The sequence below is a fragment of the Streptomyces sp. NPDC002076 genome, from assembly GCF_053593835.1.
In genome coordinates this window covers 88343-114176 of sequence record NZ_JBSFDI010000016.1, presented here as the reverse complement: position 1 = coordinate 114176, position 25834 = coordinate 88343, and the positions used below count along the sequence as shown (strand labels likewise).

The 25834-nt window shown below is 71.3% G+C and carries 27 protein-coding genes; 15 read left to right on the top strand and 12 right to left on the bottom strand.

The genetic code is table 11. From position 1 onward, the window contains the following. Positions 1-171: 171 nt before the first annotated feature. The 4 genes from ACWCQS_RS30245 (at position 172) to ACWCQS_RS30230 (ending at position 3289) form a co-directional block, all read left to right on the top strand. Positions 172-1131: a metal ABC transporter substrate-binding protein gene (locus ACWCQS_RS30245; protein WP_451007382.1), complete on the top strand. Its 960-nt coding sequence runs from the start codon at positions 172-174 to the stop codon at positions 1129-1131. Between the two features lie 11 nt (positions 1132-1142). After that, entirely contained in the window at positions 1143-1913 is a 771-nt protein-coding gene (locus ACWCQS_RS30240) for a metal ABC transporter ATP-binding protein (protein WP_451007381.1), read from the top strand. Then, positions 1913-2815, top strand: a complete 903-nt coding sequence (locus tag ACWCQS_RS30235) for a metal ABC transporter permease (protein WP_451007380.1) — start codon at positions 1913-1915, stop codon at positions 2813-2815. The genes ACWCQS_RS30240 and ACWCQS_RS30235 overlap by 1 nt, the downstream gene beginning before the upstream one ends. A gap of 63 nt (positions 2816-2878) precedes the next feature. After that, positions 2879-3289: a Fur family transcriptional regulator gene (locus ACWCQS_RS30230; RefSeq protein WP_451007379.1), complete on the top strand. Its 411-nt coding sequence runs from the start codon at positions 2879-2881 to the stop codon at positions 3287-3289. Position 3290: 1 nt separating this feature from the next. On the opposite strand, the gene ACWCQS_RS30225 is transcribed toward ACWCQS_RS30230, so the two are convergent. The 4 genes from ACWCQS_RS30225 to ACWCQS_RS30210 form a co-directional block, all read right to left on the bottom strand. Beyond that, the gene (locus ACWCQS_RS30225; protein WP_451007378.1) at positions 3291-3824 is read right to left on the bottom strand and encodes a YcxB family protein; all 534 of its coding nucleotides are present in this window, start codon (positions 3822-3824) and stop codon (positions 3291-3293) included. Between the two features lie 39 nt (positions 3825-3863). Next, a complete protein-coding gene (locus ACWCQS_RS30220) occupies positions 3864-4712 on the bottom strand; it encodes an isoprenyl transferase (protein ID WP_451007377.1) in 849 nt (282 codons plus the stop codon). A gap of 18 nt (positions 4713-4730) precedes the next feature. Then, positions 4731-5477: a DNA repair protein RecO gene (gene recO, locus ACWCQS_RS30215; protein WP_451007376.1), complete on the bottom strand. Its 747-nt coding sequence runs from the start codon at positions 5475-5477 to the stop codon at positions 4731-4733. A gap of 69 nt (positions 5478-5546) precedes the next feature. Then, the gene (locus tag ACWCQS_RS30210) at positions 5547-5762 is read right to left on the bottom strand and encodes a hypothetical protein (protein WP_451007375.1); all 216 of its coding nucleotides are present in this window, start codon (positions 5760-5762) and stop codon (positions 5547-5549) included. A gap of 120 nt (positions 5763-5882) precedes the next feature. Here ACWCQS_RS30210 and ACWCQS_RS30205 point away from each other — a divergent pair, with 120 nt between their 5' ends. Beyond that, positions 5883-6716 (top strand): helix-turn-helix domain-containing protein, encoded by an 834-nt coding sequence (locus ACWCQS_RS30205; RefSeq protein WP_451007374.1) that lies wholly within the window; start codon positions 5883-5885, stop codon positions 6714-6716. Beyond that, positions 6698-6904 carry a DUF397 domain-containing protein gene (locus ACWCQS_RS30200; RefSeq protein WP_451007373.1) on the top strand — a complete coding sequence of 69 codons (207 nt, stop codon included), beginning with the start codon at positions 6698-6700 and terminating at the stop codon, positions 6902-6904. The genes ACWCQS_RS30205 and ACWCQS_RS30200 overlap by 19 nt, the downstream gene beginning before the upstream one ends. Here ACWCQS_RS30200 and ACWCQS_RS30195 read toward each other — a convergent pair. Beyond that, a complete protein-coding gene (locus ACWCQS_RS30195) occupies positions 6901-7107 on the bottom strand; it encodes a hypothetical protein (RefSeq protein WP_069781003.1) in 207 nt (68 codons plus the stop codon). The genes ACWCQS_RS30200 and ACWCQS_RS30195 overlap by 4 nt on opposite strands. Before the next feature lie 176 nt (positions 7108-7283). Here ACWCQS_RS30195 and ACWCQS_RS30190 point away from each other — a divergent pair, with 176 nt between their 5' ends. The 7 genes from ACWCQS_RS30190 (at position 7284) to ACWCQS_RS30160 (ending at position 15589) form a co-directional block, all read left to right on the top strand. Beyond that, positions 7284-8309 (top strand): DUF2599 domain-containing protein, encoded by a 1026-nt coding sequence (locus ACWCQS_RS30190; protein ID WP_451007372.1) that lies wholly within the window; start codon positions 7284-7286, stop codon positions 8307-8309. A 41-nt stretch (positions 8310-8350) separates the two neighbouring features. Further along, a complete protein-coding gene (locus ACWCQS_RS30185; protein WP_451007371.1) occupies positions 8351-8923 on the top strand; it encodes a phosphatase PAP2 family protein in 573 nt (190 codons plus the stop codon). Between the two features lie 192 nt (positions 8924-9115). Continuing rightward, positions 9116-10726, top strand: a complete 1611-nt coding sequence (locus ACWCQS_RS30180; RefSeq protein ID WP_451007477.1) for an ABC transporter substrate-binding protein — start codon at positions 9116-9118, stop codon at positions 10724-10726. 4 nt (positions 10727-10730) lie between these two features. Continuing rightward, the gene (locus ACWCQS_RS30175) at positions 10731-11687 is read left to right on the top strand and encodes an ABC transporter permease (RefSeq protein ID WP_451007370.1); all 957 of its coding nucleotides are present in this window, start codon (positions 10731-10733) and stop codon (positions 11685-11687) included. Further along, positions 11687-13660 (top strand): dipeptide/oligopeptide/nickel ABC transporter permease/ATP-binding protein, encoded by a 1974-nt coding sequence (locus tag ACWCQS_RS30170; RefSeq protein WP_451007369.1) that lies wholly within the window; start codon positions 11687-11689, stop codon positions 13658-13660. The genes ACWCQS_RS30175 and ACWCQS_RS30170 overlap by 1 nt, the downstream gene beginning before the upstream one ends. Beyond that, positions 13657-14661 (top strand): oligopeptide/dipeptide ABC transporter ATP-binding protein, encoded by a 1005-nt coding sequence (locus ACWCQS_RS30165; protein WP_451007368.1) that lies wholly within the window; start codon positions 13657-13659, stop codon positions 14659-14661. Before ACWCQS_RS30170 ends, ACWCQS_RS30165 begins: the two co-directional genes overlap by 4 nt. A 1-nt stretch (position 14662) precedes the next feature. Next, positions 14663-15589 carry a dihydrodipicolinate synthase family protein gene (locus tag ACWCQS_RS30160; protein ID WP_451007367.1) on the top strand — a complete coding sequence of 309 codons (927 nt, stop codon included), beginning with the start codon at positions 14663-14665 and terminating at the stop codon, positions 15587-15589. A 4-nt stretch (positions 15590-15593) separates the two neighbouring features. Here the strand turns inward: ACWCQS_RS30160 and ACWCQS_RS30155 are convergent, their stop codons facing one another. The 6 genes from ACWCQS_RS30155 to leuA form a co-directional block, all read right to left on the bottom strand. Next, a complete protein-coding gene (locus ACWCQS_RS30155; RefSeq protein WP_451007366.1) occupies positions 15594-16769 on the bottom strand; it encodes a sialidase family protein in 1176 nt (391 codons plus the stop codon). Beyond that, positions 16766-17431 (bottom strand): response regulator transcription factor, encoded by a 666-nt coding sequence (locus ACWCQS_RS30150; protein ID WP_451007365.1) that lies wholly within the window; start codon positions 17429-17431, stop codon positions 16766-16768. The genes ACWCQS_RS30155 and ACWCQS_RS30150 overlap by 4 nt, the downstream gene beginning before the upstream one ends. Beyond that, positions 17428-18612 (bottom strand): sensor histidine kinase, encoded by a 1185-nt coding sequence (locus ACWCQS_RS30145; RefSeq protein ID WP_451007476.1) that lies wholly within the window; start codon positions 18610-18612, stop codon positions 17428-17430. Before ACWCQS_RS30145 ends, ACWCQS_RS30150 begins: the two co-directional genes overlap by 4 nt. A gap of 39 nt (positions 18613-18651) precedes the next feature. Next, positions 18652-20721 carry an MMPL family transporter gene (locus ACWCQS_RS30140; protein ID WP_451007364.1) on the bottom strand — a complete coding sequence of 690 codons (2070 nt, stop codon included), beginning with the start codon at positions 20719-20721 and terminating at the stop codon, positions 18652-18654. Between the two features lie 315 nt (positions 20722-21036). Further along, the gene (locus tag ACWCQS_RS30135) at positions 21037-21732 is read right to left on the bottom strand and encodes a TerB family tellurite resistance protein (protein ID WP_451007363.1); all 696 of its coding nucleotides are present in this window, start codon (positions 21730-21732) and stop codon (positions 21037-21039) included. Positions 21733-21916: 184 nt separating this feature from the next. Then, positions 21917-23638: a 2-isopropylmalate synthase gene (leuA, locus tag ACWCQS_RS30130; RefSeq protein WP_451007362.1), complete on the bottom strand. Its 1722-nt coding sequence runs from the start codon at positions 23636-23638 to the stop codon at positions 21917-21919. A gap of 349 nt (positions 23639-23987) precedes the next feature. Between leuA and ACWCQS_RS30125 the strand changes: the two genes are divergently transcribed. Together ACWCQS_RS30125 and ACWCQS_RS30120 are read left to right on the top strand one after the other, a co-directional pair. Next, positions 23988-25058 (top strand): M4 family metallopeptidase, encoded by a 1071-nt coding sequence (locus tag ACWCQS_RS30125; protein WP_451007361.1) that lies wholly within the window; start codon positions 23988-23990, stop codon positions 25056-25058. 18 nt (positions 25059-25076) lie between these two features. After that, positions 25077-25343, top strand: coding sequence for a protealysin inhibitor emfourin (locus ACWCQS_RS30120; protein WP_451007360.1), 267 nt, complete (start codon positions 25077-25079; stop codon positions 25341-25343). On the opposite strand, the gene ACWCQS_RS30115 is transcribed toward ACWCQS_RS30120, so the two are convergent. Next, on the bottom strand, positions 25340-25777 hold the full coding sequence (locus ACWCQS_RS30115) for a hypothetical protein (RefSeq protein WP_451007359.1): 438 nt from the start codon (positions 25775-25777) through the stop codon (positions 25340-25342). The genes ACWCQS_RS30120 and ACWCQS_RS30115 overlap by 4 nt on opposite strands. Positions 25778-25834: the final 57 nt, after the last annotated feature.

The following is a 25834-nucleotide window of genomic DNA, read 5'->3' as shown; positions in this document are numbered from 1 at the left end:
TTACGACGACGGGCGTTGAAGCGAGATGCTTCCAGCGAATGATTCAGGTTACCGGCGCAGGCTCCCCCCGGACCAAATCGGCCCCCTCCCCGAGCCACTCCCCCGGGCTCTCACCGGCCGCTCACCGGCATTTATTGACAACGGTTTCCATGTTTGTTGAAAATGACTGTCATGAACGTACGACGACGCCTCATACCCGCCGCCGCGATCACCGCCGTGACCGCCCTCGGCCTCGGCACTCTCACGGCCTGCTCCGGCGACAGGGCGGAGGCGGCGAACACCGGCAAGTTCGACGTCGTCGCGTCCTTCTACCCCATGGCTTTCCTCGCCGACCGGATCGGCGGGGACCACGTCCACGTCACCAGTCTCACCTCCCCCGGCCAGGAGCCGCACGACCTGGAGCTCAGCCCCCAGCAGATCGCCTCGCTCCAGGACTCCGACGCGGTCCTGTACCTGAAGAACCTCCAGCCCTCCGTCGACGACGCGGTGGCCCAGTCCCCGGTCGGGACGAAGATCGACGCGGCCTCCCTGACCACGCTGGAGGAGCACGGCAACGAGGTCGGCGGCCACGCCGCCGCGCACGACACCCACCAGGGCGAGGAGGCAGGCGCCAAGGACCCGCACATCTGGCTCGACCCGGTGCGCTACGCCCAGGTCGCCGAGGGCGTCGGCAAGGCCTTCGAGAAGGCCGACCCCGAGCACGCGGCCGACTACCGGAAGAACACCGCGGCCCTGGTCAAGCAGCTGACCGACCTGGACCAGCAGTTCAGGACCGGCCTCGCGCACACGAGGACCAAGGTCTTCATCACCACCCACGCCGCCTTCGGCTATCTCGCCGAGCGCTACGGCCTGACCGAGGAGGCCATCAACGGCCTGGACCCCGAGTCCGAGCCCAGCGCCGGACGAGTGAAGGACCTGGAGACGATGGCCAAGGCCGACGGCGTCTCCACCGTCTTCTACGAGACGCTCGTCAGCGACAAGACCGCGAAGACCATCGCGCACGACGCGGGCCTGAAGACCGACGTGCTGGACCCGATCGAGGGCATCACGGCCAAGTCCCGCGGCAAGGACTACTTCTCCGTCCAGGAGGCCAACCTCAAGGCGCTCCAGCAGGCCCTCGGGTCGAAGTGAGGGGACACGAGATGACCAGCGAACCCGTCATATCCCTGCGCGGGGTCACCGCCGAACTCGGCGCTCGCCCCGTGCTCCGGGGCATCGACTTCACGGTCCACCGCGGCGAGGTCGTCGCGCTGCTCGGCGCCAACGGCTCCGGCAAGTCCACGGCGATCCGCACGATCATCGGCCAGGTCCCGCTCAGCGGCGGCACGATCGAGCTGTTCGCCACCCCGCGCCGCGCCTTCCGCGACTGGGCGCGCGTGGGCTACGTACCGCAGCGGACGACGGCCGCGGGCGGCGTACCCGCGACCGTGACCGAGATCGTGTCGTCCGGGCGCCTCTCCCGCACCCGCTTCGGCGTCTTCCGCCGGACCGACCTGGAAGCCGTGCACCGGGCCCTGGAGCTGGTCGGAATGGCCGACCGCGCCAAGGACTCGGTGAACGCCCTGTCCGGCGGCCAGCACCAGCGCGTCCTGATCGCCCGCGCCCTCGTCGCCGAGCCCGAACTGCTGATCATGGACGAGCCGATGGCCGGCGTCGACCTGGCCAGCCAGGAAGTGCTCGCCCGCACACTGAAGCAACAGGTCGACGCCGGTGCGACGGTCCTGCTCGTGCTGCACGAACTGGGCCCCCTGGAGCCCCTGATCGACCGGGCGGTCGTACTCAGGGACGGCTGCGTCCTCCATGACGGCCCGCCACCGCCGGCCGTGGGCCAGCATGCGCTGCCCGGCCACGACCACGTACACCCGCACGCACCGGCGGGTTCCGAATCTCCGCGGACGGGGCTGCTGAGCTGATGGACTTCCTGAACTACGACTTCATGCAGCGGGCGCTGCTCGCCGCCGTCCTGGTCGGCATCACCGCGCCCGCGATCGGCATCTACCTGGTCCAGCGCCGCCAGGCCCTGCTGGGCGACGGCATCGGCCATGTGGCCATGACCGGCGTCGGCCTGGGCTTCCTTCTCTCCACGTCCCCCATATGGATGGCGACGGCCGTCTCGGTCCTCGGCGCGGTCCTGATGGAACTGATCCGCTGGTACGGCCGCACCCGCGGAGACATCGCCCTCGCGATGCTCTTCTACGGCGGTATGGCCGGCGGTGTGATGCTGATCAACCTCGCGCCGGGCGGCTCCACCGCGAATCTGACGTCGTACCTGTTCGGCTCCCTCTCCACGGTGTCGCAGTCCGACGTGACCGCGATCTGTGTCCTCGCCGCCCTCGTGCTGCTGGTCACCCTCGGCCTGCGCCGCCAGCTGTTCGCGGTCAGCCAGGACGAGGAGTTCGCCCGGGTGACGGGCCTGCCGGTGCGCGCGCTCAACCTCCTGACGGCGGTGACGGCGGCGGTCACGGTCACGGTGGCCATGCGCGTGGTCGGCCTGCTGCTGGTGTCCGCGCTGATGGTGGTGCCGGTGGCGGCGGCGCAGCAGCTCAGCCGCAGCTTCACCGCCACGTTCGTGATCGCCGTGGCCATCGGGGTAGCCGTGACCGTCAGCGGCACGGTCACCTCGTACTACCAGGACGTTCCGCCCGGCGCGACGATCGTGCTGCTGACCATCGCCGCGTTCGTCGCGCTGACGGTCCTGGCCACACCGCTGGCCCGCCGACGCGCCCGCGCGGCGGCCGCCGCACAGCCCGCCGGGGATCCGGCAGAGTGCACGATTCCGGCCACTCGGCCGGCCGGGGACGAGATCATCGTCTGACCGCCGACCGCCCGGGCTGGCACAATGGCCGCCCGGGCAGAAGCGAGACGTGAGGAGACGACGGTGACGACCGCTGGACCGCCCGTGAAGGGCCGCGCGACCCGCCAGCGTGCAGCCGTGGCGGCGGCCCTGGACGAGGTCGAGGAGTTCCGCAGCGCGCAGGAACTGCACGACATGCTCAAGCACAAGGGCGACTCGGTCGGCCTGACCACGGTCTACCGCACCCTCCAGTCCCTCGCCGACGCCGGCGAGGTCGACGTCCTGCGCACGTCCGACGGCGAGTCCGTCTACCGCCGCTGCTCGACCGGTGAACACCATCACCACCTCGTGTGCCGCGCCTGCGGCAAGGCGGTGGAGGTGGAGGGGCCGGCCGTGGAGAAGTGGGCGGAGGCGATCGCAGCGGAGCACGGGTATGTGAACGTGGCTCACACCGTGGAGATCTTCGGCACGTGCTCCGACTGCGCAGAGGGCTGATCTATACCCGCCGGATGTTGCGATCCAGGATCGCTCGCAGCCGGTCGGCGTCCGCCGGGTCGGCCAAGCCGCTCTTGGGCAGCATGGTGAACGCGGTGGCGTTCCTGTCGTCGCTGAGCATGATGAATACGCGCGACGTCTCCCGGTAGCGGGGCTGGGCGGGCCAGGCGACCGACGCCGTGGTGTGATCGCTCGCCATCCACACGCCCTGATCCGTCACCTTCACCCGGAACAGGCCGTGCCGTGCGGCGGCCCGCTGGAACGCGCGGGCCGTCAGCCACGGCGACAGCGCCAGAGCCAGGGTGACCGTCACCAGCGACACCAGCATGCCGAGCGCGACATGCTTCCCGGTCGCGAGCGACACGACCTCCACCAGGGCGCCCAACCCCGTCACGAACGGCGTCCACCGGTAGATCCACCCCACCCGGCTCACCCGCTGCCGTGCTCGCAACGCGGAGGTGAGGTCCGCAGCCTCCATCCGGTATCTCAGCTCCACGACGTCCTGCGCCGCATCCCGCCCCATGTCCATGACCATGAGGCGGGATCGTACAGAAGCCGATCACCCGGCGCCCCGCTAGGAGGTGGAGTCGCCCTTCATGGCGGCCTCCATGGCGAGGAGTTCCTCGTTCGGTACGGCGCCGCCGAACCGCCGGTCGCGGGAGGCGAATTCGACACAGGCCCGCCACAGGTCACGGCGGTCGAAGTCGGGCCACAGCACATCCTGGAAGACCATCTCGGCGTACGCGCTCTGCCAGAGCAGGTAGTTGGAGGTGCGCTGCTCCCCGCTGGGCCGCAGGAAGAGGTCCACGTCCGGCATGTCCGGGTAGTACAGGTACTTCTGAATGGTCTTCTCGCTGACCTTCGCCGGGTCCAGCCGCCCTGCCGCGACATCCTCGGCCAGCGCCTTCGCCGCGTCGGCGAGCTCGGCCCGGCCGCCGTAGTTCATGCAGAAGTACAGCGTGAGCAGGTCGTTGCCCTTGGTCTGCTCCTGGGCGACCTGCAGCTCCTTGGCGACCGACTTCCACAGCCTGGGCATACGGCCCACCCAGCGCACCCGGATGCCGAGCTCGTCGAGCTGGTCCCGCGTCTTGCGGATGAAGTCGCGGTTGAAGTTCATCAGGAAGCGGACCTCGTCGGGGGAACGCTTCCAGTTCTCGGTGGAGAAGGCGTAGAGGGAGATGTTGCGGACGCCGATCTCGATCGAACCCTGGAGGACGTCGAGGACGCGCTCGGCACCGACCTTGTGCCCCTCGGTCCGCGGCAGCCCCCGCTCCTTCGCCCACCTGCCGTTGCCGTCCATGACGATGGCCACGTGGTTCGGGACCAGCTCGCCGGGGAGCTTGGGCGCGCGGGCACCGGACGGGTGCGGCTCCGGCGCCTTGTACTCGCGCCGCTGGCGCCCCAGGATCCCGCGTACGACCATGTGCTTCTCGTCTCCCTCTTACTTCTCGACGTACCTGAGCGAACGCAGCCCGCGCTCCAGATGCCAGTGCAGGTAGGCGGACACCAGCCCGCTGCCCTCGCGGACGTGGCGCGCCTCGCACGCGTCCGCCGTCTCCCAGTCTCCCGTAAGCAGCGCCCCGAGGAGTACCAGGGTCTGGGGCGACGGTACGACACTCCCGGGCACCCGGCAGTCGGCGCAGACGGAACCGCCCGAGGCCACGGAGAAGAAACGGTTCGGACCGGGCATCCCGCACTTCGCGCAGTCGCCGAAACTCGGGGCGTACCCGTTGACGGCGAGGGAGCGGAGCAGGAAGGCGTCGAGGACGAGGTGGGGCGCGTGCTCACCCCGGGCGAGCGTCCGCAGCGCGCCGACCAGCAGCAGATACTGCTGGACGGCCGGCTCCCCCTCGTGATCGGTGAACCGCTCGGCGGTCTCCAGCATCGCCGTCCCGGCGGTGTAGCGGGCGTAGTCGGTCACGATCCCGCCGCCGTACGGTGCGATGGTCTCACTCTGCGTACACAGCGGGAGCCCGCGCCCGACCAGCTCGCTCCCGCGCGCGAAGAACTGCACGTCGACATGGGAGAAGGGCTCCAGCCGGGCCCCGAACTTCGACTTCGTCCGCCGCACGCCCCGGGCCACGGCCCGGACCCGCCCGTGACCGCGCGTGAGCAAGGTGATGATCCGGTCCGCCTCACCCAGCTTCTGGGTGCGCAGCACGATGCCGTCGTCGCGGAACAGACTCATGGCGCCATTCTCGCGCAAGTTCTCCGGTGCCCGGACCCTCGGACACCGGAAATCGTCCGGCGGGCGCCCCTAGGGCACCTGGCCACGGCTGCGGGCGTTGGCGTACGCGGTGGCCGCGCTGAGCCGCTCGGCGAGGGTGGCGGGCCGTACGGCCGCCGGGTCCACGTCCCACTCCCGCCCCCCGCCATAGGGTCTCAGCTGCACATACGGCCCCACATGCCCCATCACTACTCCGATCCGTCCGGTACGGGTGTCCACTGCATGGCTGCCGACGGGTGGCTTCAAGGCCAACTCGCTGCCCCTTCCTGCCGGGTTTCACTCTTCGCACATCCAGAGTGACTCTCCGCGTCCAGACTTGGCAGGGGTTTGCGCCCTACAAGTGCAATGCAGGTCAAGGGCGCTGCCATGGCCAACGGTTCGCGCCAGGCGGCGTGGGAGTTCTTCGGAGCCGAGCTGAAACGGCGCCGGGAGGACAGGGGACTCACCCAGGCCGACCTGGGCACCCGCGTCTTCGTCTCCGGCGGATACATCGGCCAGTTCGAGCCGGCGATCCGCAAGCCCCAACTGGACGTGGCCCGGCGCATCGACGAAGCCCTGCAAACCGACGGCTTTTTCGAACGGCTCTGGCGAAAGCTCATCAAGGAGCAGCCGTATACCGAGTACTTCGCGCACGCCGCCGAGCTTGAGCGGCTGGCGACCGAGATCTGCGAGTACGCGCCGGCGGTGATCCCGGGGCTCCTTCAGACGCGGGAGTACGCGCAGGCGGTGTTTCGGGCGAGCAATCCGTTCGCGACCCACGAGTACATCGAGGAGCTGGTCAGGGGACGCATGGACCGGACGAGCCTCCTCGACGACGCTACACGGCCGCTGTATTGGGGCGTCCTCCACGAGACGGCCCTGCGCATCCCGGTCGGCGACACGTCCGTCATGGCGCACCAACTGGACCACATCGCGACGCTGATGCGGCACCACAAGGTGATCGTGCAGGCACTGCCCTTCTCCGCGGGCGCACACCCGGAGATGGGCAAGCTGATGAAGCTCATGGAGTTCGAGGACGCGCCACCAACCACCTATACAGAAGGCGTGCGTTCGGGGAGCCTGCTGGACGAACCGGCGGTGGTGAAGCAGACCCGGGCGTCCTACGATCACATCAGGGCCGCCGCGCTGTCGCCGGAGGCATCCCTGGCCCTGATCGCGTCGGTGGCGGAGGACTACGGACAATGCGCGAGTTCGACCTGAGCAACGCCCGCTGGCGCAAGAGCAGCTACAGCGGAGGCAGCGGCGGGGAGGACTGCATCGAGGTCGCCGACGGAGCCCCCGGGCTCGTGCCCGTCCGGGACAGCAAGGTGCCCGCTGGTGAGGTGCTGGTGGTCGGGGCGGACGCCTGGGGGGAGTTCGTCGGCGCCGTGACGGCCGCGCGTCTCTAGGGCAGCCAGGACGTCAGGGGGTCGTGGCACTTGGAGACGTCGGGCTGCTCGGCGCACTGCTGGTAGGCGCGTTCGGCGGGGAGCCGGGACAGGCCGAGCATGGCGAGCGGCAGCGCGGCGACGGCCGTCACCACCACCACGAGGGCGATCTTCACACCCTTGCGCACCGCACCCCTGGCCTTGGCGTCAACCGTCTCACCCATGCCCCCAGAGTAGGGCAGGGCGGACCAAGAAATGTCCTGCCGATTCTCCCTTTTTGACCAGGTGTCACTCCAGGACTTCCCCCTGTGCCATGATCTGTCCGACGTGAAGATCATGTGAAATTCACACACGTTCCCTTCACGTCTTCGGCGCGCTCATCAAGTTCAAGGGGGGACGCATGCGCGTGAAGACCCTGTCCAGACCAGTCGCTGTGGCCGTGGCGCTGGTGATGTACGCGGGGGGCACGGCTCTGGCCGACGGCACTCCCACCGACCCGCCGGCCGCCGCGGACACGATCGCCCAGCAGGTCAACAACGTCGCACCGCCGGCCGACGTCGTCCCGCCGGCCGAGGGCAAGGACGGCGGCACGCTCACGGCGAGCGGCAGCGACATCAAGGTGACCGCACCGGCGGACAACTCCGGCGCCGTCCAGGTCGCCCCGGCCGACTCACCCGGGGACACCATCGGCATCGGCCTGCCGGGCAGCGGGAGCGGTGACGCGGCGGTCGCCTCCGACGGGACGATCACCTACCAGAACGCCGCGCCCGCCACCGATCTGGCGGTGCAGCCGCTGGACCAGAGCGTCCGCCTGGAGACCGTCGTCCGGGACGGCACCGCGCCGACCCGCTACACCTACCCCGTGAGCCTTCCCGCCGGTGCGAGCATGGCGGTGCAGGACGACGGAAGCGTGCTGATATCCGGCACCGACGGCACCTCGCTCGGCGCGTTCGCCGCCCCCTGGGCCAAGGACGCGAACGGCAAGGACATCCCGACCCGCTACGAGGTCAAGGGCGACTCGCTCGTCCAGGTGATCGACCACACCACCACCGCCGACATCGCCTACCCGGTCGTCGCCGACCCGTGGCTGTGGCGCGACCTGATCCACAGCGCCTCCTGGACGTACCACTCCGGCTACGGGTGGACCCTGAAGGTCCAGCCCACCGACTGGCAGCGGTTCTGGAACGGGTACGCTCCGGCGCAGGCCGGCTGGAACGAGCTGTACGCCAAGTACCGGAACCACGGCCTGGACACCAACCTGGGCTCGATGAAGAACCAGTACATCTGTCACGTGCTGATCGTCTCCTGGTACTCGCCGAACAAGGCCACGTGGGACCTCGACGAGTGGCGCCCCGACGTCGGCCTGACCGACACCATCAACCACAAGTGCAACCCGGGCCCGGGAGGCTTCCCCGGGGAGTGGTGAGCCCCGGCAGCACCTGAACGACCCAGGAAAGGCAGTGCGGCATGGCAGCTCCGTTCGCTCCGCTGACGGCGGCGGACCGGGACATCCTGCGGTGGCTCGCCGCGCATCGCGGCGCCGGCTGTACCGCCCTGGCCGAAGGGCTGATGGACCTCGGTCTGAACGTGGTCCTGCTCGCTCTGCTGCTCCTGGCCACACTGCTCGCCGCGCTGGTGGTACGCCGCCTGCGGCCGCTCGTCGCGGCCGCGGGCGGCGCCGCCGTCGTCTCGGTCGTGGCCTCCCAGGTGCTCAAGCACCTCATCGCACGGCCACGCCCGGACGCAGGCCTCGCACTCGTCCATGCGGGCGGATACTCCATGCCGTCGACGGACGCCGCCCTGGTCGCCGGGCTCACCGCCGCCGCCGTCCTCGCGGTGCGGTGGCCGGGCCGGGCGTGGCGGCTCACCGTGTCGGCCGGTGCGGTCGCGGCGAACCTGGTGACCGGGTGGGCCCTCGTGTATCTCGGGGTGCACTGGACGACCGACGTCCTGGCCGGCTGGCTCCTGGGCGGCACGATCGGCGCCGCCGTCGGCACCCTCGTACGCCGGCGCGCCACCGACGGGGAACCGGCCCCCTGAGGATCTCCCTGCCGGGCCGCTCCGGTTCGGCCGCACTGGTGCGGCCTCTGACGGCTACGCCATTCGTGCATGCGCCCTTGACCACCCCTTGGCGCGCTCCTATGGTCGCGCTGACCCACCGGACGTAGGACGTCGTACCTCCCTGCCCTCTCCCCGCCAGGAGGACCCGTGCGTGACGACGTGACCCACGACATGCCGGCACCACACCGCCGGTCCTTCCTCGGCGGCGTCGGCGCGCTCGCCCTGGCCGCCGGGCTGCCGCCCGCGCTGACCGCCTGCTCCACCGGACCGCAGTCCACGAACGACACCGGGAGCGGCGGCACCGGCAAGAACCGGACGCTGACCGCCGTGATCGGCTACGGCAACGACGGCAGCTGGGATCCGACGCAGACGGCGTCGGCGTTCTGCATGGCCGCCAACAACCATGTGTACGAGGGACTGCTGGACACCGATCCGATCACCCGGGTGCCCTATCCGGCGCTCGCCACCGCGGTGCCGAAGGACCCGAACGCCACCGTCTGGCGGTTCACCCTCCGCTCGGGTGCGACCTTCCACGACGGCAAGCCCGTCACCGCCGACGACGTCGTGTTCGTCTTCGACCGGATCCTCGATCCGAAGACCCAGACGCTCGCCAAGGGGTTCTTCGCCAGCTGGCTGAGCGACGTCCGCAAAGTCGACTCGCGCACCGTCGAGCTCGTCCTCAAGTTCCCCTTCCCCGACGGGCTTTCCCGCCTCACCCTCGCCAAGATCATGCCGAAGCACGTCTTCGCCAAGCCCGGCGCCTGGGACGACGCCATCAAAGGGCTGGCCGTCGGCTCGGGGCCGTACCGGCAGACCGCGCACCACCCGAAGTCCAACACCACCTTCGAGGCCTTCGCCGCCTACAACGGGCCCCGCCCGCCTGCCTTCAAGCGCATGAACTGGCTGACCATCGTGGATGCCGCTCCGCGCGTCGCGAAGATCTCGGGGAGCGATGCGGGGGCGCAGATCGCCGACAACATCCCCTACGCCAACATCGCGCGGCTGGAGCAGGGGGGCCTGAAAGTCGCCGGTGGCGCCGGGATGAACAACCTCTTCCTGATGTTCAACACCCAGCACAAGCCCTTCGACGACGTACGGGTGCGGCAGGCGCTGCACTACGCCATCGACACCGAGAAGATGGTGCAGGTCGCCCTCAAGGGGCACGGCAAGCCGGCCTCCTCGTTCCTCAACGAGGGCAACCCGGCCTACCGGCGGGCCAAGGCCGTCTACGACTACGACCCCGGCAAGGCGAAGGCCCTGCTGAAAGCCGCCGGGGTCAGCGGCCTCAAGGTCAACATCCTTGCGGTGAACGTCAGTTGGATCGTGGACTGCCTGCCGACCATCAAGTCCTCCTGGGACGCGATCGGCGTGGAGACCACCCTGGCGCCGCAGGAGACCACGGCCGTGTTCACCAAGATGGACCAGAAGCAGGACTACCAGGTCGTCGCCGCGGCCTCCAACCCCAATCAGTTCGGGCTCGACGCCGATCTGATCATGCACTACAACTACGGGCCGCAGAACCTGTGGATGGGGTACACCCGGTGGGCCGACGACCCCGTCGCCAGGCAGCTCTTCAAGGACATGGACCGGGCGACCCGGGAGCCGGATCCGGAGAGGAAGAAGGCGATCATCCAGGACTACATCGACGTCGTCGCCGAGCAGGCCGTGCTGTACCCCGTCGTCCACAACGAGCTGATGACCGCCTGGGATCCCCGGAAGCTCACGGGTATAAGGGCGCAGCCCTACCCCGGCATCAACCTCCTCCAGGCCAAGTGGGTCTGACGGCATGCCGGCCGTCGTACGGATCCTGCTCCGCCGTATCGCGCTGCTCGTGCCGCTGATGCTCGGGATCGTGCTGTTCGTGTTCCTGGTGATGCGGTTCTCCGACGTCGATCCGGCGTCGGCGTTCTTCCAGGGGGCGAATCCGACCCCGCAGCAGCTGCACGACTTCCGCCGGCAGAACGGCCTGCTCGATCCGCTGCCCGTCCGGTACGTCCACTTCGTCGGCGATCTGCTCCACGGCGACCTCGGCACCAGCGCCCTGACCCGGGCGCCGGTCGTCGACCAGGTCACCACCGCGCTGCCGCTCACCCTCCAGCTGACCTTCCTCGGGCTCGCCCTCGCGGTGGTGCTGGCGCTGACGGGTGGGGTGACGGCGGCCGTGTACCGGGACCGGATCCCGGACCAGGTCATCCGGGTGGTCTCGCTCGTCGGGGTGGCCGCACCCGGCTTCTGGCTGGCGCTGCTGATGATCCAGTACCTGGCGGTGGACCGGGGCTGGTTCCCGACCGGCGGCTACATCAACCCGGCCGACTCGGTCACCGGCTGGCTGAAGACCATGGCGCTGCCCGCCTTCGCCCTCTCCCTGCCGGTGGCCGCGCAGCTGACGAGGATCGTGCGGACCTCGGTGGTGGAGGAGCTGGACAAGGACTATGTGCGGACGGCGATCGGGAGCGGGCTGCCGCCGTGGGTCGTCGTCGGGCGGAACGTCCTGCGCAACGCCCTGGTCAATCCGCTGACCGTGCTCGGGCTGCGGGTCGGCTATCTCCTCGGCGGTGCCGTCGTCATCGAGACGATCTTCTCGCTGCCCGGCATGGGCAAGCTGATGATCGACGCCGTGCAGAACGGCGACCCCGCGGTGGTGCAGGGGGTGGTGCTGACGACCGCCACCGGGTTCGTCGTCGTCAACCTCGTCATCGACATTCTGTATCTGCTGGTCAACCCACGTCTGAGGGCGGGCTGATGGTCACGCGCGCGAGTCTTGCCGAGCGGTTCTCCCGGCCCGGCGGCGTGCGGCTGCGGGGCTGGCGCCGGGTGTCGCCGCTGTCGAAGGTCGCCGTCTGTTTCCTGACCCTGGTCATCCTCGTCGCCGTACTCGCCCCGCTCCTCGCCCCCGACGATCCGCTCGACCAGCAGGACCCGGTCGGCGGCAGCGGGCATCCGTCCACCGCGCACTGGCTGGGGCAGGACAGCCTCGGCCGGGACATCCTGAGCCGGCTGATGTACGGCGCCCGGTGGTCGCTGGCGATCGGGCTGGGGGCCACCGCGCTCGCCCTGGTCGTGGGCGCCGTCATCGGGGCGGTCGCGGCCACCTCCCGCAAGGCGGTCGACGAGACGCTGATGCGCTGCCTGGACGTGGTGATGGCGTTCCCCGGGATCGCGCTCGCCGCAGTCCTGGTCGCCGTCTTCGGCGGCGGGATCGGCGTGCTGATCTGTGCCATCGCCTTCCTGTTCACGCCGCCCGTGGCCAGGGTCGTCCGGGCCAACGTCCTCGATCAGTACGGCGAGGACTACGTCACCGCGGAACGCGTGATCGGTGCCCGTACGCCCCATATCGTGGCGCGGCACGTGGCCGTCAACTGTGCCGCCCCGGTACTGGTGTTCTGCACGGTGCAGGTCGCCGAGGCGATCGTGTTCGAGGCGTCGCTGTCCTTCATCGGCGCCGGGGTGCGGCCGCCGGACCCGTCGTGGGGAAGTGTCATCGCCGACGGCAAGAACATGGTGCTGACCGGGGGTTGGTGGGCGACCGTCTTCCCCGGGCTGCTGATCCTGCTGACCGTGCTGTCGTTGAACATCCTCTCCGAGGGTGTGTCCGACGCGTGGGCGGCACCGGCCGCCCGCGACATGGAAACCGCCGAGGACCGGTTGGAGAAGGCGGCGACCGGTGAGGTGCTGCACCTGCCCGGGCTGACCGAGGCCGCCCGGCGGCTGCGGTCCCGGGCCCGGCCGCTGCCCGACCGGAGCGGGCAGCCGGTGCTCGCCGTGGAGAACCTCACCATCGGCTTCCCGGACCGGCACCGGGGCGTGGACATCGTCGCCGGGGTCAGCTTCGAGGTGTACCCGGGTGAAGTGCTCGGTCTGGTGGGCGAGTCGGGCTGCGGGAAGTCGCTGACCGCGCTGACCGTCATGGGGCTCCAGCCTCGGGACGCGCGGATCGGCGGCCAGGTGCGGTTCCGGCAGCGGGACCTGCTCGCCGAGCCGATGCGGGCCAGGCGGCGGCTGCTGGGGCATGAGATGGCGATGGTCCACCAGGACGCCCTGTCCTCGCTGAACCCGGCGATGACCATCCGCGCGCAGCTGAAACAGCTCGTCCGGCGCGGGGGCCGCCGTAGCCCGCGCGAGCTGCTGGAGCTGGTCGGCCTGGACCCCGAGCGGACCCTGCGCAGCTACCCGCACGAGCTGTCCGGCGGGCAGCGGCAGCGCGTGCTGATCGCCATGGCGCTGTCCCGCGAGCCGCGGCTGATCGTCGCCGACGAGCCGACGACCGCCCTGGACGTCACCGTGCAGGCCCAGGTGATGGAGCTGCTGCTGCGGCTGCGCGAGGAGCTGGGGTTCGCGCTGGTCCTGGTCTCGCACGATCTGGCGCTGGTCGCCGACGTCACCGACCGGGTGGTCGTGATGTACGGCGGGCAGATCGTGGAGAGCGGGGTGACCGCCGACCTGGTGGCGGCGCCGGCCCACCACTACACGCGCGGGCTGCTGGGCAGCGTGCTGTCGCTGGAGTCGGCCGAGGAACGGATGACGCAGATCAGGGGGGTCGTACCGGCTCCGGCAGACTTCCCGGCGGGCTGCCGCTTCGCCGACCGCTGCCCGCTGGCGAGCGAGGAGTGCCATGCGCACGCCCCCGTCCTCGCCGGTACGGCCACCCACACGGCCGCCTGCCATCACCCGGCGGTGGACCTCACGTCGGCGGAGAGCGAGGAGGCGCTGCAGTGACCGCTGTGGTCGAGGTGCAGGACGCCCATGTCGTGCACAAGGCCCGCAGCGGCGGGCTGCTGCGCCGGGACCGGGTGTACGCGCTGACCGGCGCCGACCTCACCGTGGCCGCCGGGGAGACGGTGGGCGTGGTCGGCGAGTCGGGGTGCGGGAAGTCGACGCTGGCGCGGGTGCTGGTCGGCATCCAGCGGCCGGCCTCCGGCACGGTGGCGTTCCGGGGCCGTGACCTGTGGACGATGCCGCCCGCCGAACGCCGGGCCACGGTCGGCGCGGGCGTCGGGATGGTCTTCCAGGACCCGTCGACCGCGCTCAACCGGCGGCTGACCGTACGGCGGATCCTGCGCGACCCGCTGGACGTCCACGACCGTGGCACCAGGGCCGAACGGGAGGACCGGGTACGGGAGTTGATGGCACTGGTGGGGCTCCCCCGGGCGCTGGCCGACGCGCTGCCCGGGCAGCTCTCCGGCGGCCAGCGGCAGCGCGTCGCCATCGCCCGCGCGCTCGCCCTGGACCCGGCGCTGGTCGTCGCCGACGAGCCGACCAGCGCCCTGGACGTCTCGGTCCGCGCCCAGATCCTGAACCTCCTGCTGGACCTGAAGGAGCGCCTCGGCCTGGCCCTGGTGTTCGTCTCGCACGACATCCAGACGGTACGGCGGATGAGCGACCGGGTGATCACCATGTACCTGGGCCGGATCGTGGAGGAGACCCCGGCGGACCGGGTCACCGGCGGCGCCCGGCACCCGTACACCCGCGCCCTGTTCTCCGCCACGCCCGGCCTGCTGGACCCCATCGACCCGATCCCGCTGACCGGTCCGGTGCCCTCGGCGACCCGGCCGCCCAGCGGCTGTCCGTTCCGCACCCGCTGCTGGAAGGCGGACGGGTTGTGTGCCGAGGCGATGCCGGACTTCTCGGCCGCGTCACGCCCCGGACACCGCTATCGGTGCCACCATCCTGTCGAGGAGGAGGAATCGACCCGCGACCTAGCACGCCAGGAGCCCTGACATGCCCTTCCCCACCCCGCTCACCGGTGTCGTCCCGCCCGTCTGCACGCCCCTGACGCCGGAGCGCGAGGTGGACGTGCCCTCGCTGCTCGGTCTGGTCGACCATCTGGTGGAGGGCGGGGTGCACGGACTCTTCCTGCTCGGGTCCACCTCCGAGGCGGCGTTCCTCACGGACCGGCAGCGCAGGCAGGTCGTGGAGGCGGTCGTGGCCCATGTGGGCGGTCAGCTGCCGGTCCTGGCCGGCGCCATCGACATGACCACGCCGCGCGTCCTGGACCACGTCTCGGCGGTGACGGCGGCCGGAGCGGAGGCGGTGGTCGTCACCGCGCCCTTCTACGCCCGCACCCACCGCTCCGAGATCATCCACCACTACCGCAGGATCGCCGCCGCGTCCGAGGTGCCGGTCATCGCCTACGACATTCCCAGCGCCGTGCACACCAAGCTCCCCGCCGACGTGGTGCTGGGTCTCGCCGCCGACCGGGTGCTGGCCGGGATCAAGGACTCCAGCGGGGACCTGGCCGCCTTCCGCGAGATCGCCACGGGCGCCCGTGTGCACCCCGGGTTCAGCGTGCTCACCGGCTCGGAGCTGATCGTGGACTCCGCGCTGGCGCTGGGTGCCGACGGGGCGGTGCCCGGGCTGGCCAACGTCGACCCGCACGGGTACGTCCGGCTGTACCGGATGTGCCGCGCCGGGGACTGGGAGGGGGCGCGGGTGGAGCAGGAGCGGCTGTGCGCGCTGTTCGGGATGGTCACGGTCGGGGATCCGGCGCGGATGGGCGGCAGCTCGTCGGCCCTGGGCGCGTTCAAGGCCGCGCTGCATCTGCGGGGTGTCATCGACTGTCCGGTGACGGCCGAGCCGCAGGTGCCGCTGTCGGGCGAGGAGGCCGAGCGGGTCGGGAAGTTCTTGGCGGCGGCCGGACTTCTCTAGGGTCTTAAGGCAGGGTCAGTCTGCGGAACTCCACGGTTTCGTAGCTGTGGGTGGCGCCCGTCTCGTACAGGACGCCGACCGTGTCGGGCCCGAGCTGGACCAGGTCGGAGTAGGCGGCCTGGCGGTCCGAGAGGGTGCGGAGCCTGGTGAAGGTGCGGCCGCTGTTCGTGCTGGACCAGAGTGCCAGGGCGCGGCGGGCGGTCGGTACGGACGGGGCCGAGAACAGCAACGGGGCTTGACGGCCTTGGAGCTGGAGGACGCTGCCCTGGACGACCGGGACGTCGTTCAGGGTGGGCTGGGTGGCGTAGGGGCGGTCCAGGGTGGTGCCGCCGTCGCCGGAGTAGGTGTCGAGGCGGTTGCCGGGGGCGGTGCCGTACTGGTCGCGGGCGTTGAAGTAGAGCCTGCCGTCCGGGAGTTGGGTGGCAGTCGTCTCGTTGACGTCGGTCACGCCGTCGTGGGCTTCGGTCACGAAGCCGAGCCGCCAGGTGCGGCCGCCGTCGTCGCTGTAGAGCGCGTGCCCGCCGTCGTACCGGGAGCCGGGGCCCAAGGACGTGGCGGGCGGGGCGACGGTGTGGTTGGCGGGGACGAGGAGACGGCCGGCGTGCGGGCCCCGGGTGAGGGCGACGGCGTGGCCGGGACCGGTGGCGTACCAACGCCAGCCGGGCCGTTTCACCTGGGCCGTGATGTCCGCCGGAGGCGTGAAGTGCCGGCCGTCGTCCCAGCTGTGCTGCACGAACACCCGGCGTTCTGCCGCCCCGCGCCGGATCTGCTCCTCCGTCGCCTTCCCGCTGTTGGCGCAGGTCACCAGGACGACGGCACCGGTGAGCGGGTCCACGACCGGCGCCGGGTTGCCCCGGGTGTCCCCGTGTCCGGCGGTGACGACCGTCAGCGGGCCCCAGGTGCAGCCGCCGTCGGTGGAGCGGCGCAGGACGACATCGATGTCACCGGTGTCGCCGACGCCGTCCCGCCGCCCCTCGGCGAAGGCCAGCACGGTGCCGTGCCAGGTCTGCACGACCGCGGGGATGCGGTAGGCGGCGTAGCCGCCGCGGCCGGCGACGTACGGCACCGAGGAGACGCAGCCGGGCAGCGCCTGCGCCGCTGCGGGGTGGGCGGGCAGGCCGGCGGTGAGCGAGGTGAGGAGCGCCAGGGCGGTGAACAGGGTGCGGCTCTTCGGTGTCACCCACCCATGCTCCCCGGAATCACCAGCCCTGACTCGTAGCCGACGATCACCAGCTGGGCCCGGTCCCGGGCGCCGAGCTTGCCCATGATCCGGCTGACATGGGTCTTGGCGGTGAGCGGGCTGAGGCCCAACACCTCGGCGACCTCGGCGTTGTTGAGGCCGCGCGCCACCAGGGTCAGCACCTCCCGCTCCCGGTCCGAAAGGCACTCGGGGCCACCGGTCACGGGCGCCGAGGGACTGCGCAGGAACCGCTCGATCAGGCGTGCCGTGGGCCCCGGCGAGAGCAGTGCCTCGCCCGCTGCGACCGTGCGGATCGCGTCGAGGAGGTCGGCCGGACGGGTGTCCTTCACCAGGAATCCGGAGGCACCGGCGCGCAGCGCCTCCACCACGTGCTCGTCGGTGTCGTAGGTGGTGAGCACCAGGACCCTGACCCCGGCGAGGTCCTCGTCGGCGGCGATCAGCCGGGTCGCCTCGATGCCGTCCAGGCCGGGCATGCGGATGTCCATCAGGACGACGTCGGCGCGCTCGGCGCGGGCCAGGTCGACGGCCTCGCGCCCGGTGCCGGCCTGCCCGACGACCTCCATGTCCGGCGCCGACTCCACGAGCATCGCGAACGCGGCCCGCACCAGGGTCTGGTCGTCGGCGAGCAGTACCCGGATCATCTCTGCTCCCCTGGTCCCAGCGGCAGTACGGCGCTCACCTCGAAGCCCCGGCCGTCGGCGCACGGTCCGGCGTCGACGGTGCCGCCGACGCTGCGGGCCCGCTCCCGCATCCCGACGAGCCCGAACCCGGGCGGACCGTCACCGGCGTCGCCCAGCCCGTCGTCGGTGACCCGCACGCGCAGGCCGCCCTCCACCTGGTGCACGCCCACGCGCACGGTCAGGTCGGCCCGGCCGCCGTGCCGTACCGCGTTGGTGAGCGCCTCCTGCACGATCCGGTAGGCGGCGGCGCCGACGGCGGGCGGCACCCCGTCGGCGCGCACGGCCAGCTCCACCCGGGCGCCCGCCGACTTCGCCAGTTCGGCGAGGCCGTCGAGGCCGGGCAGCGGGCCGCGGGCGTCCGGGGCGCCTGGGTCGCGCAGCACCTCCAGGGTCGTACGGAGTTCCCCGCGGGCCGTGCGGCAGGTCTCGGCGATGTCGTCGAGGGCCTTCGCGACGGCCGTGCGGTCCAGGCGCTCGGGGTCGGCCTCCAGGACGTGCGCGGCGACCGAGGTCTGCACGCCGATGAGGGTGATGGTGTGGGCGAGCAGGTCGTGCAGGTCGCGGGCGATGCGCAGGCGTTCCTCGGCGACCCGGCGGCGGGCCTCCTCCTCGCGGGTGCGTTCGGCGCGTTCGGCGCGTTCCACGGCCGCGGCGGCGTTCTCCCGGTGGACGCGGATGTAGCCGCCGAGGACGAGCATGGAGACGATCCAGCCGGTGATCTGGAAGCTCACCTGGACCCCGGCCACGCCGTGACGGATCTTCAGGAGCAGCATCAGCGTGACGACGGCGGCGCCGATGAAGGCCGTGCGCCGGGGGCCGTGGGTCACCGCCACCGTGTAGAGGACGACCATCGAGGCGGCGGTGGGCGCCGAGTGGTTGTAGTCCAGCTGGTGGTAGGTCGCGATCAGCGTGATCATGACCGCCAGCACGGTGAGCGGGGCCCGCCGGCGCCAGGCCAGCGGCACGTGCAGGCCGAGCAGCAGGGCCCAGCCGAGCGCGTCCGGGTGCCGGCCGCTGCCGACGGTGACGGCGATGCCGGAGGCGAGCGCGGCGAGCGCGGCGGCCAGGAGGGCGTCCTGCCGCGGGGGATCCAGGGACGCGAGGGTCCGGCCGGGCCGGGACGCGGTGATGGTCGCCTGCACGGGGTTCGTGACGGTTGCCTGCACGGGATTCATCTTCCGCTACGCGCTCACCGGCTCCGGCGTGCGGTCGGCGTCCGGCGCCGGGCGGGACAGCCGGCCCGGCCACCACACCCTGCGCCCGAGCGCCACGCTCGCGCTGGTCACCAGGTAGGTGCGGACGAGGAAGGTGTCCAGCAGGACGCCGACGGCGATGACGAAGCCCAGCTCGACCAGCGGCACCAGGCCCATGTTGGTCAGCACCGCGAAGGTGGCCGCCAGCACCAGTCCGGCGGAGGCGATGACCCCGCCGGTGGTGCGCAGGGCGGTGAGGGCGGCTGCCGCCGGTTCGGCGCCCTTGACCGATTCCTCCCGCATCCGGTGCATCAGGAAGATGCCGTAGTCGACGCCCAGGGCGACCAGGAAGACGAAGGACAGCAGGCCGAGGCCGGGGTCGGTGCCGGGGAAGCCGAACAGGGGCCCGAAGACGAGCCCGCCGAGGCCGAGGGCGGCGCCCCACACGACGACGACGGCGGCGACGAGAAGCAGCGGCGCGACCAGGGAGCGCAGCAGGACGACCAGGATCAGCAGCACGGACAGCAGCACGATCGGGACGACCACCAGGCGGTCGCGGGCGCCTGTGTCCTTCAGGTCGAGTTGCTGGGCGCTGGGCCCGCCGACGTGGGAGCCGGGCAGCCGGTGCCGGAGCGCCTCGATGGTGGCAGTCTCGGCGGCGGACTGGGGCGGGGCGGACGCGGTCACCGTGATCTCGGTCCAGCCGCCGCCGGTACGGACCTCGCGGGCGTCCGCCACTCCCCTGGTGCCCTTGACGGCGGCGAGGCTCGCGTCGGCCCGCCCGGCCGGGGTCATGACCTCGATGGGCTGCGCGGACCGCTCCGGGTAGGCCTTGGCGACGGTTTCCATGGCGGTCACGGACTCGGGCCGGTCCACGAAGGTGTCCAGCTGCTTGATCGCGCCGGGCAGGTTCAGGGTGCCCAGCGCGAGCGCGCCGAGCAGGACGGCGCCGGAGGCGAGGACGGTCAGCGGGCGGCGCCCGGCGGAGGTGCCCATCGCCGCGAACAGGGACCGGCGGACCTTGGGCTCGCTGCCGTACGCCGGGACGAGCGGCCAGAAGACGCGGCGGCCGAGCAGGACGAGGACGGCGGGGAGCAGGGTGAGCATCGCGGCGAGCGCGCACAGCACGCCGACCGTGCCGAGCGGGCCCATGCCCCGGCTGGAGTTGAGGTCGGCGGCGAGCAGGCAGAGCAGGCCGGCGGCGACCGTGCCGGAGGAGGCGAGGACGGCGGGCCCGCAGCCGCGCAGGGCGGCGCGCATCGCGTCGTACGGGCGCTCGTGGCGCCGTAGCTCCTCGCGGTAGCGGGAGACGAGGAGCAGGGCGTAGTCGGTGCCGGCGCCGAAGACGAGGATGGTCATGATGCCGGCGCTCTGGCCGGAGACGGTGGTGCCGAAGGCCTGGTTGAGGCCGTAGGCGGCGGCGCGGGCGAGGAAGTCGGAGAGGCCGGCGACGACGAGCGGGACCAGCCACAGCAGGGGGCTGCGGTAGATGAGGATGAGCAGGATCGCGACGACGGCGACCGTGGTGTAGAGCAGGGGGCCGCCGAGCGAGGCGTACACGCCGGAGGCGTCGGTGGCTAGGGCGGCGGGACCGCCGACGCGCACGGCCAACCCGCCCTGGCCGTGGGCGACTTGGCGGACGTCGTCGACGAAGGTGTTCCGCTTGTTCTCGTCCGTGCCGGGCTCGTTGCTGGTGACGGGGTACATGAGGGTGGTGCCGTCGGCGGACGGGGTGCCGTGCGGGGTACCCCCGGTCAGCTGGTGCCGCCTGCCGATCTCGGCGACCTGGGCCTGTGCCGTGGTCCGGTCGGCGGCGGTCAGACCGGCCGTCCGGTGGTAGACGAGGACCAGCTCGGTGGTCTCGCCGCCGGGCAGCCGGTCTTCCAGCTTGGCGACCCGGGTGGAGTCGGCGGACGCCGGCAGGTAGTCGGTGGCCCGGTCGTGCTGGACGTCGCCCAGCTTGGCGGCGAACGGCCCGAGGACAGCCAGCAGCACCGCCCACAGCCCGAGCACCAGCCAGGGCAGCGCCCGGCTCCTCCGTGTTTTCGCGGCCCCCATGGAAATCGGGCCTCCCCTCCGCAGTGGATGTCTGGACACGGCTTCCAGACTTCCGGCGAAAGGGGCGACGATCGTCGGACGCGGGAGCGAGTTCGGCGGTACTGCACGGGGTGACTGGGCGGCCCGGTTACTCCCCGGGGAGTACCGGCCCGCGCATCCCAGCACCGCACGCCCTGCGCCCCGGCCCGGCACGCCGAGGCACCACGGACCCGCACCGCCCGCACACCATGGCCACCCGCGCCTTACGGCCCCGCGTGCAGCGCGACCCCCGGCTTCACGAGCCCCGGGCCGCTTCACGAGCCCTGGGCCGCGCCGTCAGGACGGTGTGCGGGCCGCTGCCAGTACGCGGGTCACGTCGGGGGCGCAGATGGTGAGGGCCGCGCCCACTGTGGTGAGGGCGTCGCGTTCGGCGGGGGTGTAGGGGCCGTCGGCGAGGGCGATGCGAGCGGCCTGGAGGAGGAGGGACTCGCGGCCGGCGGGCGCGAGGTGCGGGGCGAGCGGGTCCAGGGCCTCGTGGAGCTCTATGGTCAGGCTGGTGCCGCACTCGGCGCCGAGGACCCGGCCGGTGTCGGCGGCGAGCGCGTCGACCAGGGCCGCCAGCTGTTCCTCCGTGCAGCCGTCGAAGCCGGCCGCGCGCACGGCGCCGGCGGCCGTCTCCAGGGCCGTACGGGAGGAGGTGCCGCCCGCGGCGAGCACGGCGAGGGCGACGGTGTGCACGGCGTCGCGGAGCATCGCGGAGAAGCGGCGGGTGGTGGGATGGTCGAGGACGTCGGTGCCGTAGTGGTGGCGGCAGGCGGCGCACTCCACGACCGGGCCCGCGGTGCCGCGCGGCAGCAGGGGCACACCGAGCAGAGTGAGCCGGCGGCGGCCGGTGAGCCGCTGGTAGTTGCGGTCGCCTCCGCAGCCGGGGCAGTAGAACTCGCCGTCCCCGACCGGTGTCCACGCGGTGCGGACGCGCAGGATGTGCGCAGCCCCGGTGGCACGGCCGTCTCGTCCCCGTACTGGCAGCACGTCGCACCTCCGTAACGACGCGGCAACATCGCCGCGCTGGCGTGATGTTAGCCACATCACCAAGGCTGAGTCAGTACCCCGTAAGAGACCTTTCTGTGACCTCACCGGCCCCATGGCCGATAACAGCCGGGGCCCCGGCCGCCGTATACGGCGGCCGGGGCCCCGAAACTCCCGGTCAGAGCGGTCAGCGGGCCGCGCGGTTGACGGCCGAGACGACCGCCTTCAGCGAGGCACGCGTCGTGTTCGCGTCGATGCCGATCCCCCACAGGACCTTGCCGTCGATCGCGCATTCGATGTAGGAGGCGGCCTGCGCGGAGGCGCCCTCGCTCATCGTGTGCTCCTGGTAGTCCAGCAGGCGTACGTCGATGCCGATGGACTGCAAGGCGTCGAAGAAGGCCGAGATCGGACCGTTGCCGGTACCGGTCAGGACCGTGTCCTCGCCGTCCACCGTCGCCTCGACCGTCAGGGTGTCGACCCCGTCGGTGTCCGTCGTCGACTGGCCCGTCCGGACCTGGATGCGGCCCCAGGGGTTGTCCGGGTTCGGCAGGTACTCGTCCTGGAAGACCGCCCAGATCTCCTTCGGCGTGATCTCTCCGCCCTCGGCGTCCGTCTTGGCCTGGATGAGCTTGGAGAACTCGATCTGCATCCGGCGCGGCAGGTCCAGCTTGTGGTCGTTCTTCAGGACGTAGGAGATACCGCCCTTGCCGGACTGGGAGTTGACCCGGATGACGGCCTCGTAGGAGCGGCCGACGTCCTTGGGGTCGATCGGCAGGTACGGCACCGCCCACTCCAGGTCGTCGACCGTGACCCCACGGGCCGCCGCGTCGGCCTCCATGGCGTCGAAGCCCTTCTTGATGGCGTCCTGGTGGGAGCCGGAGAAGGACGTGTAGACCAGGTCGCCCACGTACGGGTGGCGCGGGTGGACCTCCATCTGGTTGCAGTACTCCCACGTACGACGGATCTCGTCGATGTCGGAGAAGTCGATCTGCGGGTCGACGCCCTGGGAGAACAGGTTCATGCCCAGGGTGACCAGGTCGACGTTGCCGGTGCGCTCGCCCTGCCCGAACAGGCAGCCCTCGACGCGGTCGGCGCCGGCCATCAGGGCCAGCTCGGCCGCCGCCACGGCCGTACCGCGGTCGTTGTGCGGGTGGACGGACAGGCAGACGTACTCGCGGCGGGTGAGGTTGCGGTGCATCCACTCGAAGCGGTCCGCGTGCGTGGACGGCGTCGAACGCTCCACGGTGGCGGGCAGGTTGAGGATGATCTCGCGGCCGGGACCGGGCTGCCAGACGTCCATGACCGCCTCGCAGACCTCCAGCGCGAAGTCCAGCTCGGTGTCGGTGAAGATCTCCGGGCTGTACTGGTAGCCGAACTCGGTCTCCGGGCCCAGCAGCTTCTCGGCGTACTCCATGACGAGACGGGTGCCGTCCACCGCGATCTGCTTGATGTCGTCCTTGGAGCCGCGGAAGACCACCCGGCGGAACACGGGAGCCGTCGCGTTGTACAGGTGGACAGTGGCCCGCTTGGCGCCCTTCAGGGACTCCACGGTCCGCTCGATCAGGTCCTCGCGGGCCTGGGTCAGTACGGAGATCGTGACGTCGTCCGGGATCGCGCCCTCTTCCTCGATGATCGAGCGCACGAAGTCGAAGTCGGTCTGGCCGGAGGCGGGGAAGCCGACCTCGATCTCCTTGTAGCCCATCTTCACCAGCTGGTCGAACATCCGGCGCTTGCGCTCGGGCGACATGGGGTCGATCAGGGCCTGGTTGCCGTCGCGCAGGTCGGTGGAGAGCCAGCGGGGGGCGGCGGTGATCCGCTGCCCGGGCCAGGTGCGGTCCGGGATGTCCACCTGTTCGTAGCGGCCGTACTTGTGGATCGGCATGGAACTGGGCTGCTGGCGGTTGGCCATGATGCGTGGGCTCCTCAGGGTGTCCGGATGTTCGCAGGATCCGGATGTCCGGGGTGGACGGCCGACGACGCAACGCCAGAGCTCCGCGGGGAGGGAGTCGGCCTTGTGACTACAGGCCCTCGCCGCGGCAGCTAAGAAGAAGCAGCCCGAAACGCATGATGGGTCGCAGCCTATCCGAGCCGCCCCGGACTCGGGGGACGCGTTTCAGTATGCGGGACCGGCGCCACAAAAGGGACAAAAAGTGCGCCGTACCACATTGTCACGGAGCGTGGCGTTCCCTGTCCGGGTTTTTCACCAATCATGGTGGCCAGTAGTGACATCAGTGTCACGCAGTGCGATGGTGCGGGGCATGACGACCAACGGGGGCTTCGAGCCCGTCTTCTGCACGATCGTGCCGCCGCACGTCCTCGACAAGCTCGCCCAAGCCGAGGACCCCGCGCTCTCCGGCCCGGCCCGCCGGTCCCTGGAGCACGACGCCTACCAGCGCACCAAGCGCCGCCTGACCACGGTCATCGGTGCGCCCTCCGTCGCCGCGCCCGCGGGCACCGCCGCCGACCAGCCGCACCGCACGATCTACGACGCCCACCACACCCAGGACCTGCCCGGCACGCAGGTCCGCGCGGAGGGCTCCGACCCGGTCTCGGACGCCACCGTCAACCGCGCCTACGCGGGCCTCGGCGCCACCTTCGAGCTGTATCTGAAGGCGTACGGCCGGCACTCCATCGACGACAACGGGCTGCCGCTGGACGCCACCGTCCACTACGACCAGAACTACGACAACGCCTTCTGGAACGGCGAGCAGATGGTGTTCGGCGACGGCGACGGCGAGATCTTCCTCGACTTCACCATCCCGGTCGACGTCATCGGCCACGAGCTGACCCACGGTGTCACCCAGCACACCGCGAACCTGGAGTACTTCGGTCAGTCCGGCGCGCTCAACGAGTCGGTCTCGGATGTCTTCGGCTCGCTGATCAAGCAGTACACCCTCGGCCAGACCGCCGCCGAGGCCGACTGGCTGATCGGCGCCGGCCTGCTCGCCCCGCACGTCCACGGCACCGCGCTGCGCTCGATGAAGGCCCCGGGCACGGCGTACGACGACCCGAACCTGGGCAAGGACCCGCAGCCGGCGACCATGGACCACTACGTCCGCACCGGCCGCGACAACGGCGGCGTGCACATCAACTCGGGCATCCCCAACCACGCCTTCTACCTGGTCGCCACGGCCATCGGCGGCAACGCCTGGGAGCGGGCCGGACAGATCTGGTACGACGTGCTCACCGGCGGCGACCTCAAGAGCGGCGCGCAGTTCACCGACTTCGCCACGCTGACGGTGAAGGCGGCGCGGGCACGGTACGGCACCGGGGACGAGCTCCAGGCCGTGCAGAAGGCGTGGGAACAGGTCGGGGTGCGGACGCTGTAGTGCTGCGACACTGAGCCCATGCTGATTCAGGTGAGGCGCACGGGCGGGTTCGCGGGCATCGAGCGCCGGGCCGAGGTGGACACCTCGGGCCGGCCCGACGCCCCCGCGTGGCACGCCCTGGCCGAACGCGTCCTCGCGTCCGGCCAGGGCACCCCGCCGGCCGGTGTCCCGGACGGCTTCCGGTACGAGATCACGGTGGACGGCCGCACGGTGTACGCGGCCGATCCCCGACTCACCGAGGAACAGCGGGAGTTGATCACGAAGGTGCTGAAGGAGGGCGCCTAGGACACGTCTCCGCTCGCGCGGAAGCCGCGGAAGAACAGCTCCGAGTTGTCCGCCCGGATGCCCACCCCGCCCGGTGCCCACAGCCCGCCGGGGGTGCGGTCGTCGGCTCTCAGCACGGTCGTGCCGTCGATCGCCAGCTCCAGCCGGACCCCGCCGAGATGGTTCACGGCCGACGCGGTGACCTGGTGCCAGCTGTCGTAGGGGAAGGCGTGGCGGGCCTCGGCCAGGGTCGCGTAGTCGCCGCCCTCGACGGCCGAGGCATCGGCGGCGGGCACCTTGCGCTTGATCACCACGGTGCCGTCGCGGCGCCGGAAGCTGAGCGCGTACAGCTCCTCCCGGCTGTGATAGCGCAGCCAGAGGTGGCCGCCGTCCCAGTCCTGGGCGGGGGTGCGGGGCGTGGTCACGGGCGGCCTGAGCCGGACCCGGGTGGTCACCTTGACCGCGTCGAAATCCCGGCGCCTCGTGACCAGGCGATGGACATGTAATGAGAT